The organism is Cohnella fermenti, assembly GCF_004801405.1.
GTDB lineage: Bacteria > Bacillota > Bacilli > Paenibacillales > Paenibacillaceae > Cohnella > Cohnella fermenti.
In genome coordinates this window covers 1-11,108 of record NZ_SSOB01000080.1, presented here as the reverse complement: position 1 = coordinate 11,108, position 11,108 = coordinate 1, and the positions used below count along the sequence as shown (strand labels likewise).

8 protein-coding genes are annotated in these 11,108 nt (G+C 59.9%); 2 read left to right on the top strand and 6 right to left on the bottom strand.

Annotation, left to right across the window (positions count from 1 at the left end; genetic code table 11):
- Positions 1-1,319: 1,319 nt before the first annotated feature.
- The 5 genes from E6C55_RS32750 to E6C55_RS32735 form a co-directional block, all read right to left on the bottom strand.
- A complete protein-coding gene (locus tag E6C55_RS32750; protein WP_136374043.1) occupies positions 1,320-2,957 on the bottom strand; it encodes a response regulator transcription factor in 1,638 nt (545 codons plus the stop codon).
- Between the two features lie 6 nt (positions 2,958-2,963).
- Entirely contained in the window at positions 2,964-4,811 is a 1,848-nt protein-coding gene (locus E6C55_RS32745) for a sensor histidine kinase (protein WP_230986971.1), read from the bottom strand.
- Between the two features lie 13 nt (positions 4,812-4,824).
- Positions 4,825-5,112: a type 1 periplasmic-binding domain-containing protein gene (locus E6C55_RS34980; protein WP_330999684.1), complete on the bottom strand. Its 288-nt coding sequence runs from the start codon at positions 5,110-5,112 to the stop codon at positions 4,825-4,827.
- Positions 5,033-5,887, bottom strand: coding sequence for a substrate-binding domain-containing protein (locus E6C55_RS32740; protein ID WP_230986969.1), 855 nt, complete (start codon positions 5,885-5,887; stop codon positions 5,033-5,035). Before E6C55_RS32740 ends, E6C55_RS34980 begins: the two co-directional genes overlap by 80 nt.
- A gap of 91 nt (positions 5,888-5,978) precedes the next feature.
- Positions 5,979-6,788, bottom strand: a complete 810-nt coding sequence (locus E6C55_RS32735; protein ID WP_168736006.1) for a helix-turn-helix domain-containing protein — start codon at positions 6,786-6,788, stop codon at positions 5,979-5,981.
- A gap of 120 nt (positions 6,789-6,908) precedes the next feature.
- On the opposite strand from E6C55_RS32735, the gene E6C55_RS32730 reads away from it, so the two are divergent.
- Together E6C55_RS32730 and uraA are read left to right on the top strand one after the other, a co-directional pair.
- Positions 6,909-8,261 carry a glycoside hydrolase family 30 protein gene (locus E6C55_RS32730; RefSeq protein ID WP_136374040.1) on the top strand — a complete coding sequence of 451 codons (1,353 nt, stop codon included), beginning with the start codon at positions 6,909-6,911 and terminating at the stop codon, positions 8,259-8,261.
- A gap of 607 nt (positions 8,262-8,868) precedes the next feature.
- Complete coding sequence (uraA, locus tag E6C55_RS32725; RefSeq protein WP_136374039.1) at positions 8,869-10,161, top strand: uracil permease; 1,293 nt, start codon at positions 8,869-8,871, stop codon at positions 10,159-10,161.
- 259 nt (positions 10,162-10,420) lie between these two features.
- Here uraA and E6C55_RS35530 read toward each other — a convergent pair whose 3' ends face one another.
- The gene (locus E6C55_RS35530) at positions 10,421-10,903 is read right to left on the bottom strand and encodes a hypothetical protein (RefSeq protein ID WP_407923780.1); all 483 of its coding nucleotides are present in this window, start codon (positions 10,901-10,903) and stop codon (positions 10,421-10,423) included.
- Between the last annotated feature and the right edge of the window lie 205 nt (positions 10,904-11,108).

Sequence of the window (11,108 nt, the reverse complement as noted above, 5' to 3'; positions counted from 1 at the left end):
TCTGAAAATTTCGACAACATGGTGGGTCTCGCTTGGTGTTCGCTTTTTTCGGCACCGATGGCGTTTCGTCCTGACTTTTTTCCAATTTCACAGTTTCACCTACTTGACATTGCACCGCTGGGCTCATTCTAAAAAATTTAATTGTACACGTTTAAACTGTTTGATTTCTAAATTTCATAAATATCGATCTTTACCACTACCCATTTACCACCTCCTTAGCCGTCACTTTCTTGCATCTTGAATCAGTACCTAATGGAATGCTATTATTTGTATATTTCAAATATCCCCTTTCCCACTCTTCCCACTCTTCTTCTTTAAGGGATAATCAATAAATTAACCTTTTTTTCCAATTGAAGGAACACCTTCAATTATAATAACAACCTCACAGTTCATTTTGTTGCATTTTTTTCAAAAAAAACTTCAACTCCGTACCGAAGCCACTAAAGAACTTATGATTTTTCGGTGAGCTTTAGTCGACTGATGAAAAAAATACGGCACCTGTTCCGAATTTTCCGAATGGTGCATCCCCCAATAGACCCGAGGTGTCGCCGCTTCAGTTGGATCGTGGTTACTCATCTGCACCCACCATGCCCGCTCGAACGCCCGCACTTGAGTAATAGTGACTCATCTCGGTACCTCCACGCGCCTATCGCCGCTTCGGTTGGGTCGTGGTTACTCATCTGCACCCACCATGCTCGCTCGGACCTTCCTGCAGCACGTCGGATGCGCCTGCGAATGTGATTTTTCACATTCGTCAGCGTAGAAGCAGCCTGAATCGGGGCATTTTATGTGGTTTTTCGCATACATATCGCAAACTCGGGAAGAATTCGGCCCATGAATGTGGTTTTTCACATAAATTCAAGAAAATTTCCTGTTTGGAGGGGGTGCGAATGTGAAATTTCGTATAAATTCTGGCGGTTCCTCGAAATTGTCGACCCGTTGCGTTGTCTGGTTACTCTCCTGAGTCACTCTCGCCGGAGTCCCGCCCATGTGCGCTGTCTGGTTACTCTCCCGAGTCACTCTCAGTGGAAATATGGGTGCAGTCAAGGTGTTCCCTCGTATCATTCGCGCCCGTCCTCTCCTGCCTCGCCAACACCGTTCGCAACCGGATCTCGTCTATCCGGCTCTGGCGCTGCCATGCAGACCGAACGCAAATAAGCGGCACCGACGCCGCACGAGGGAACATACCTTCCATCCTCTCGAGCGGACGCCAGCGCCGCCTAACTCCCGTCTCTACCTCATCGTCCCTGCCGCACCTTGCCTCTATGCTGTCAGCGCCGCCGAACTTAGCCTGGCCTCATGCTTCGATTCCCTCTCCCTCATCCCCGCTCCCGATACTTCGAGGGGGACATGCCGGCCCACGCCTTGAACAGCTTGCTGAAGTACTTGGCGTCCTGGTAGCCGACGCTTGCCGAGACTTCCTGCAGCTTCGCGGCCGGGTCGGCGAGCAGCTCCTTCGCCTTCTCCATGCGCTGCCGCGTGACGTAGTCGAGCACAGTCTCGCCGGTCTGAAGCTTGAAGTATTCGCAGAAGTAGGTCGGGTTCAGGTAGACGTGATCGGCGATGCGCTTGATCGAGAGGTCGCCGCCGAGGTTGCCCGCTATCCATTCCTTCGCCTGCTCGATCGGCTTGCGGTTGCCGTCCCGGCGCGCGGCCTGGATCGCGTCCATGATCGCGGTCATGCGCCGGGCGAGCATGGCCCGCAGCTCGGGGAGCCCCGCGACCTGATCCAGCGAGCGGATCTCGCGTTCGACGGCGTCGGCCTCCGCGCCTTCGGCTCCGCCTCCATCGAGCGCCGCCGAGTGGATCTGGATGAGCAGATTCTGCGAGGCGCTGCGGATAAAGGCGGGCGAGGACGACTTGGCAAGCTCGGCGAAGTATTGGCGGAGGAGCGCGTCCGCCTCTTCGACGTTGGCGTTCGCAACGGCCTGCCGGAGCCGAAGCGCGAGCGAAGGCAGCTCCGCCTCGAGGCGCGAAGCCGCGTCGCCGCTCTCCCCGGCCGGAGACGCAAGCTCCGCCAGCCGGAAAACCCGGTTGCCGCCCTCGACGAGTCGATGGCGCATCAGCGACAGCGCCTCCCTTCGGGCTTCAGGCAACAGGTACAGGTCCTCGATCGGCGAAGCGATGGACACCGACACCGTGAACGGCATGTACGTGTGAATCGAGACCCGCACCTGCTCCGACAGAGCCTCCGCCTCCCGCTCCAGATCGGCTTCCGGATCGTCGCAGCCGACGAGCACCCAGAAGTCGGTGTTGCCGCCGCGCCAGCTCCAGCCCTGGAAGCCCGTCTGCCTCTCGTAGTTCGTCGCTACCTCTGCAATGATGTTTTCCAAGGCGAAGGTGTACGCTTCCCAATCCTTCGTCGTGTACCCCCTCGACTTGACCGGGAGCGTGTCGAGGCTCGCGTAGAGCAGCAAGTACCGCCCCCTTGGAAAATCCTCCACCCAATACCCCAGCCGCTCGATATCGATTCCCGCCGACGTGATGTAGCTCAGCGTCTGCGTCTGGCGCGCCGGCCTCAGCTTCTCGGCCTGCCGCTCCGTCTCGCCGCGCTTCCACGATTCGCTCCGCCCGTCGAGGATTCGCCCGCGCAGATCCGCCAGCCGTTCGCGGAACTGATCGCGGTCGACCGGCTTCAGGATGTAATCGACGGCCCCTTCCCGGATCGCCGTCTGCAAGTAATCGAAGTCGTCGTAGCCGCTGACGAGCATCGGGTAGAACGAATAATGGCGCTTCGCCTCCTTGATCAGCGCCAGCCCGTCCATGACCGGCATCCTCACGTCCGTGATGAGGAGATCGACCGCCCCTTGCGAGCCGTGCAGGTAGTCCAGCGCCTCCTTGCCGTCGGAGAGCGTCGCGACCACTTCCCACTCCTCGCCGCAAGACTGCACCAGCCGCTCGATCCCCCGCCGAATTCTTGCCTCGTCGTCGACGATGACCGTCTTTATTTTCTGCATATTCCGTCACTCCTCCCCGCGCGATGGCTCCGAATCGATTCTGCCCCCGCCGCTCTCTGCCGCAGACTCCGTCCCGTCCCGAGCGGGAATCCGGACGATCACCTCGGTTCCCTTGCCGTAGATGCTGTGCAGTTGGAGCCCGTACTCGGGTCCGTGCATCAGCACGATCCGGGCGTTCACGTTGCTGAGGCCGAACCCCGAATCCTTGTCGATATGCGTATCCGAGCGCAGCGCCTCCTCCAGCTCCGCCATTCTCTCCGCCGGGATGCCCGGCCCGTTGTCGCGAATCCGGTACACGACGTCGTGCTTGCCGGAACGGAAGCTGAGCTCCTTGCCGATGGCAATCTGAATGTCGAGCGCCTTGCGCGTCTCCAGCCCGTGCTTGATGGCGTTCTCTACAATGGGCTGCAGAATAAACTTGGGCGAGTAGAGATTGTCCTTCTCGATGTCGGCTCCAAGCTGGATGTCGAACGTCAGCCGATCCTCGAAGCGGTACTTCTGGATCGTCAGGTAATCTCGGATATGCTGCACCTCTTCGGACACCGGTACGGCCTTCGCCTTGTTGCCGACGGAGAACCGCAGCATGCGCCCGAGCAGCGTCACCATGTCCACGACCGTGTCCGTCTCCTGCTCCTCGACCGCCATCCCGATCGTCTCGAGCGTGTTGTAGATAAAGTGCGGATTGATCTGGGATTGCAGCGCGTACAGCTCGGCTTCCTTCTGCCGGATCTCGATGCGGTAATTCGTCTGGATCAGCTCTCGGGTCGTCGTGATCATCGAGTTGAAGCTGCGGGCAAGCGAACCGACCTCGTCCCGGCTCTGGAGCGAGTGATCCGCCTGGAAGTGCCCCATCTCCGCATTCTTCATCAGCCGGCTCAGCTTCTTCAACGGACGCGTGATGTTGAGCGACAGCACAACTGCGAGAATCGCCGTCACGAGCACGACCCCGATGAACACGAACACGGTGACGTTGCGGACGAGATCGGTCTTCTCCGTCAGGTAGCGGAGCGGAATGCTGTGAACGAACACCCAGCCCAGCTCGGTCGACTCCGTCACGCTGACGAGCCGGTCGGGCCCCGGCCCCGTCGTGCGGAAGCTCCCGCTGAGAATCGGATAGCGGCCGATCTCCGGGTCGAACGTGCCGATCAGCTCCGGGTCGGTATGGTACAGACGCTCCCCCTTGCGGTTCATCACCCAGAGGTCGGCCTTGTCGTTCTTCTCGAAGTCGTGCAGAATCCGGTCGATGAACGTCAGTTGAACGGCGATGAACATCGTGCCGATGATCCGGCGATTGTCCGTATCCGCGATCTGCTTCATGATCAGAATATAGGGAACGTCGTTCTGGAACTTCAGCGTCGTCTCGCTTGGCAGAATGATCTTCGGCTTCTCGACCAGACCGGTCAGCTCGTAGCGGTACGGAGCGATCGCCTGATCCCGGTCGAAGCCGGAGTAAGCGACCTTCGAGCTCTGGAACAGCCGATTCTTCGACAGCAGGAACACGGCGAGAACGTCCGGGTTGCTCCCTGCGAGGTAAGTGCGCGACATATAGCTGTTGACGGCGAACAGGTCCTTGTTGAGATCGGAGACGCTCTGCTCCTCGTCCCTTCGCAGAATCGCGATCATGTCGTCCGAGTTGAACAGCAGGTCCGGCAGCGACGCCAGCTCCGAGATGCGCTGCTCCACGTTCGAATTCGCCTGGTATAGAAAACGCGGCATGTACTCCCCGATCTGCTCTTCGATCGAACGGCTGAACTGGACGTAGGAGAGATAGCCGAGCAGGGACATGGGGACGACGGTCAGCAGCAGGTAGATGAGAATCAGCTTGGAGCTCAGCCGGGTGTTGCGGAGCTTCAAGCGTTCCAGCAGCCTAGAAATCATATTGGTCGACATTGTCCTTCGTAAAATCGAGCGGAGCTCCCATGATGATCATATCCCCGTTCACCCGGATTTTGCCGACCTTCTCTACCGTCTGATCGTCGTAAGGCGTCTGGCCGAGCAGCAGGTTCCGCGTCAGCACGACCGTCAGGTAGCCCAGCTTCTTCGGACTCCACAGCGTCGCGGTCTGCGCATAGCCGTCATGAAGATAACCGCGCATCTGGTTCGGCGTCGAGAGGCCGACGACGCGGATTCGGCCGGCCGCGTCCGCTTCCTTCACCGCTTGGGCGGCGGCGGGGGGGGCCGACGGACGAATTGCCGATGATCCCGTCCAGGCCGGGATACTTCGCCAGCAAGGACTTGGCCGCTTCATACGCCTTGTCCGGGTCGTCCTCGGTCGGGACGATCTCCAGCAGATGCAGGTTCGGGTAATATTCCTCCTGCTGCTTCTTGATCCACCCGATCCATTCGTTCAGATTCGCCGCGGCGAGCGAGCCGGTCAGAATCGCGAAGTCCCCCTTCTCTCCCATGCTCCAGGCGAGCGTATCCAGCAGATGGCGGCCGAGCGTCTCCGGATCGACCATATTGACGAAGAACTCCCGCGCTTCCGGCGCGGCGTCCGAGTCCCACGTCACGATCTTGATCCCCTGGCTCTTCGCCTCCTCGAGCACCGGAACGAGCTCGTCCGGATCGTTCGCGGACACGGCGATCGCGTCGACGTTCTTCCCCATCAGGCCGCGGATCACCTCGATCTGGTCGTCGGGATCGGCGGAGGCCGGAGCCTCGTAGAGAAGCTCGACATCGATGTCCCAGGCCGCTTCCTGGGCTCCTTGCTTCACGACGTCGAAGTACGTGTTGTTCAACTTGGGCACGACCCCGATCCGGTAATGCGGCGCCGGGTTAGCGGCCAGCCCGTCTCCTTCGTCGGTTGCGGACGGACTCTCCAGCTCGTAGATCACTTTATAGGAGCCTGCCGCGCCATTGCTTCCGCAAGCGCTTACAAGGAGCAGCGCCGTCAGCGCGGTCAGGATGGAGACGATTCGAAGGCTTGTCAACGATTGTTGCACCTCCCGCATGCCGGTTATTCCCCTAAGATAGCACGACGATCGCCCCGCTCACAACAAGGCAATCGCTGGCTCCGGCCGGTCACGGCCGGGAGGACGCACTGCGCTTCTTCCGGTAAGCGCCGGGAGACATCCCGTATTGCGCGCGGAAAAGCCGGTGAAAGTACGCGTAGCTCCCCAGTCCCGATTCGGCGGCGATCTGCTCCAGCGAGAGCTGACTGTAGGCAAGCAGATTGAGCGCGCGATGCATTCGAATCTGCTGCAGGTACGCGATCATCGAGACGCCGAAGTGTTCCTTGAACAGGTGCCCGGCGCGCGAGACGCTGAGCCGGACATGCATCGCGATGTCTTCGAGCGTAAGCGCCTCCGTCGAACGGCTCTCGATGAAGCTTCTCATCTTGAGCGCGTTCAGCGCGGGGGCGGACCGGGAATCCGGCGCTTCGTCGATCGCCCGGTCGAGCATGGCGAGCAGCGCCCGGGTCAGCAGCGCCACCAGTTCGGCATCGCCTCCGCCCAGGCGCCGATGCTCGAGAATGAGCTGCTGCCACACCGCGCGGATGCGGCCGTCCTCCCCGATGCGGGACAGGGTCGGCCGCTCTCGCCTCGCCCACCACTCGTCCATGCCTTCCCCGACGCACATAACGAAGTAGTCGCCGCTCCTCTTGGCCGCAGGCAGCGGTCCGCGCTCGCCGATTCTCAGCTCGTACCGCTCTCCCGGCCGGAACAGCAGGAGATCGCCGGGAACGATCTCCGTCAGCTCCCCTCCGACCAGCGCACGGCTCATTCCTTCCGCCTGCAGACGAATAATGTAAGTAGGGAGGCCGTCCGGATACCCCTGAACAAACTCCGTATGGCTGGAATAATCGCACAATTGCACCTCGATCTTCTTCACGCCGCTCCTCCTGACTTTATTTTCAGCCGGATTGTTGAGGTTTATGACGATATTGTCGCTACAAGACGAGCGTACCTCGATTCTATAATAAGAGCAAGAACGAAGAAGAGAGGTCACGCCATGACGACAAGAGCCATCCGCATTATCCAGACGTCCCAGAGTACCGGGCATCGCTTGTCCGAGCTAGATCCATCCGCCTTCCGCCCCGACTCGGAGGGAGTCGAGAACGAGCTGATCAACGTGTACGACGACATCTCGTACCAGGAGATTCTCGGCTTCGGCGGCGCCATCACGGAGGCTTCGGCCGTGACGGCCGCGAAGCTGGGCGAAGAGAACCGCAGCAAGATCATTGAAGCCTACTTCGACGCGGAGCGGGGCATCGGCTATACGCTGGCCCGCACTCATATCAACAGTTGCGACTTCTCTCTCGGCAATTACACGTACGTTCAGGAAGGTGACGCCGCGCTCGCCACGTTCGATATCGCGCACGACAAGCGGCAGATCATCCCGCTGATCAAGCGAGCCGCCGAGACGGCCGGCGAGTCCTTCCTGCTCTACGCTTCCCCGTGGAGCCCGCCCGCCTGGATGAAGACGAACGGAGCGATGAACGGCGGCGGCCGACTCAGGCCGGAATACCGCGATGCGTGGGCGCGCTACTACGTGAAGTTCATCGAAGCGTACGAAGCCGAAGGGCTGCCGGTCTGGGGATTGACGGTGCAAAATGAAGCCAAAGCCGTTCAGCGCTGGGATTCGTGCGTCTACACCGCGGAGGAGGAAGCCGCGTTCGTGCGCGACCATCTCGGACCTGCGCTCGAGGGAGCGGGCCTGATGGAGCGCGTCCGGCTGATGGTGTGGGATCATAACAAGGAGCGGGTGTACGACCGCGCGCGGGTCGCCTTCGAGGACCCGGAGGCGGCCAAGTACATCTGGGGCATCGGCTTCCACTGGTATTCCGGGGACCACTTCGAAGCGCTGTCGCTCGTCCGCGACCGCTTCCCGGACAAGAAGCTCGTGTTCACCGAAGGCTGCCACGAAGGCGGCGTCCAGTTCGGCTCGTGGGCGAGCGGCGAGCGCTATGCCCACGACATCATCGGCAACCTGAACAACGGCATGTCCGGATGGACGGACTGGAACATCGTGCTTGACGAGCAAGGCGGGCCGAACCATGTCGGCAACTATTGCGATGCGCCGATCATCGCCGACACCCGGACCGATGAACTGACGTTCCAGAGCTCGTACTATTACATCGGTCACTTCAGCAAGTACATCCGCCCCGGCGCGGTGCGCGTCGGCTGGTCGAAGTACACGGAGAAGCTGCAGACGACCGCCTTCCGCAACCCGGACGGCACGCTCGCCGTCGTCGTCCTGAACAAGACGGATAAGGAACTGCCGTATACGCTCCGCAGCCGCGGGGAGATCGCCGGCCTGAGCATCCCGGCGCATTCGATTCAGACGGTTCTGTTCGGAGAGTAAGCGCACGCAGCCAGGCGGATTGTCGCGGGCCGGAACGGGACGGAGAGGGTCGGAGCAGGGAAGCGCCTCTGAGCGTTGGTTATTGGCGATTTATAGTCGAATTTTCACATTCATCTCGGACGAAGCGGGCCAAGCGGGCGCATCTATGCTAAATTTCACATAGATACGCCGCGTCAGCCGTCGACCCAATCGAATAAGCTCGAAAAACCACATAAAAACGCCAAAACGACTAACTTCCCGATCTTTTTATGCTAAAAAGCATATAAAACGGCGAGGCCCTCCGAGCTGGGAGGACACCTGCCGACGGCTCCTCCTGTTCCGCCCCGCGAGTCCGCCTGTCCTCGATACACGTCTCCCCATCCGGGAATGAACAACCATGCATCGCCTCCCCTTTTTCTCCACATAAAACACCTCAGTAGATCGGCAACCCGCCTCCCTGCCCCTCTGCCCAATCCGCACCAAGACAATAGCGATTGCTTCAAAATGATAAAGGGCCGCTCAGCCTGTCCATACTATTAAATAAGTCCTTGTCAGACGCTGCGGGCTATGGTTATAATCCACAGTGATATTTGTAAAACCATGTCGATCGATGGAGGAATCCTATCTAATGAAGCGTGTCATTCAAGTCCATGAAGTGCCCCCGCTCGGGCAGAGCTTCGTGCTCAGCCTGCAGCATCTGTTCGCCATGTTCGGCTCGACGGTGCTCGTCCCGAACATCCTCGGGGTCGACCCGGCGATCTGCCTGTTGATGAACGGCATCGGCACGCTGCTGTACCTGCTTATCTGCAAAGGCCGGATTCCGGCTTATCTCGGCTCCAGCTTCGCCTTCCTCGCTCCCGTCGGCGCGGTCATCGGCACGCACGCATCGCCTGAGGCCGGCTACGAGGCGGCTCTCGGCGGATTCATCGCGGCCGGCGTCGTCTTCACGATCGTCGCGTTGATTATTCAAGCCGCGGGGACCGGCTGGATTCACGTTGTTTTCCCCCCGGCTGCGATGGGGGCCATCGTCGCCGTTATCGGCCTTGAGCTGATTCCGACCGCCGCGAACATGGCCGGCTGGATCTCCGGCGGAGTCCCCGACTGGACGCCGGACCGCAACACGATTATCCTGTCCGTCTTCACGCTGCTCGTCACCGTCCTCGGCTCGGTGCTGTTCCGCGGCTTCTTCGGCGTTATCCCGATTCTGATCGGCATCGCCAGCGGCTACGTCCTCGCTTACCTGATGGGCGAAGTGAAGTTCGGCACCGTCTCGGACGCGCACTGGCTCGACACGCCGACGTTCACGTTCCCGAGCTTCGAATGGAGCGCGATCGGCGTCATTCTCCCGGCCGCTCTCGTCGTCATCGTCGAGCACGTCGGCCACCTGATCGTCACCGGCAACATCGTCGGCAAGGACCTGTCGAAGGACCCGGGCCTGCACCGCTCGATGCTCGGCAACGGCATCTCCACCATCCTGTCCGGCTTCGCGGGCGCAACGCCGAACACGACGTACGGCGAGAACATCGGCGTCCTCGCGATCACGAAGGTGTACTCCACGTTCGTCATCGGCGGAGCGGCGGTTATCGCCATCCTGCTGTCGTTCCTCGGCAAGTTCTCGGCGCTCGTCTCCAACATTCCGGTTCCGGTCATGGGCGGCGTCTCGTTGCTGCTGTTCGGCGTCATCGCCGCTTCCGGCTTCCGGATGCTTGTCGAGTCCAAGGTCGACTACAGCAAGCCGTCGAACCTGTTCCTGACGACCGTCGTCCTCGTCACCGGCCTGAGCGGCGTCAAGATCACCGCGGGCGACTTCTCCCTCTCCGGCATGGGCCTTGCCACCGTCGTCGCCATCTTGCTGAGCCTGCTGTTCAAGCTCTTCGAGATCACCGGCCTGTCGAACGACAAGGGTGCCGAGGGGCATTGAGAACGAATCCGGCAAGAATTGTATCTGGCAAGCGTACTGGAATTCCCGCGAACAAGCGTCCTTCGGGGCGCTTGTTTTTTCTTGTTTGATGCATACTTGGAAAATAGTGCTGAATTCCCGTGCGGGGAGATGGTAGAATAGGAGGAGATTCGGCTGTCCGTGAAGGACGCATTCGCCAGCCATGCCGCCGGTGCGAATGGGAAGCTCACATGAATTCCCCGGGAGATTCGCACCTCGCGCTGCGCTTGGGCTCTCAGGTTTATGCGGGGAATTTAGGCGTCGCTTCGACGGCCTGAATTCGCCATTCGCACTTTGGCCCCTCGGAGCCCTTGCGGGGCAAGGGCTCGCAGGCGGCGCTGTCGCAGTTCGCGCGGGCTGCGTGGATTGAAATCTGCTTTGGATTTTGGACATCTTGAGGAGTTTCAGGTCGCAGTTCGCGCGGGCTGCGTGGATTGAAATCTTTCTTCCGTTTCGTCCCTTCGGCACTTGTGTCGTCGCAGTTCGCGCGGGCTGCGTGGATTGAAATTTCAATCCCATCACCCTCCATCATGTACCATTTACGTCGCAGCCTGCGCGGGCTGCGTGGATTGAAATGATATTCTCGATCAATGCGTCCTGTACCGGCCAGTCGCAGCCTGCGCGGGCTGCGTGGATTGAAATTTGATCTTGATCGTCGCGACGATGGCCTCTTGCGGTCGCAGCCTGCGCGGGCTGCGTGGATTGAAATTTTATAAGAACGCATCTGCACAAAGCTCGTGAAGTCGCAGTTCGCGCGGGCTGCGTGGATTGAAATTTGTGGCGAAGATCGCGCGAGAGCTGAAACCTAAATCCCCGGCCAAATTATAACGAGGTCGGGGGGGCTATTTCTAGCGCTTCATAGATTTCCAGCTGGCGCTTGGTGATCTCCCCAAATCGCAAGTCGTGGCCTGACCGTTCGTAACATTCGA

Bases quoted from the DNA above. Each gene is read 5' to 3' on its own strand.
- E6C55_RS32750 (WP_136374043.1), bottom strand. From the start codon at position 2,957: ATGCAGAAAATAAAGACGGTCATCGTCGACGACGAGGCAAGAATTCGG.
- E6C55_RS32730 (WP_136374040.1), top strand. From the start codon at position 6,909: ATGACGACAAGAGCCATCCGCATTATCCAGACGTCCCAGAGTACCGGG.
- uraA (WP_136374039.1), top strand. From the start codon at position 8,869: ATGAAGCGTGTCATTCAAGTCCATGAAGTGCCCCCGCTCGGGCAGAGC.
- E6C55_RS35530 (WP_407923780.1), bottom strand. From the start codon at position 10,903: ATGCGTTCTTATAAAATTTCAATCCACGCAGCCCGCGCAGGCTGCGAC.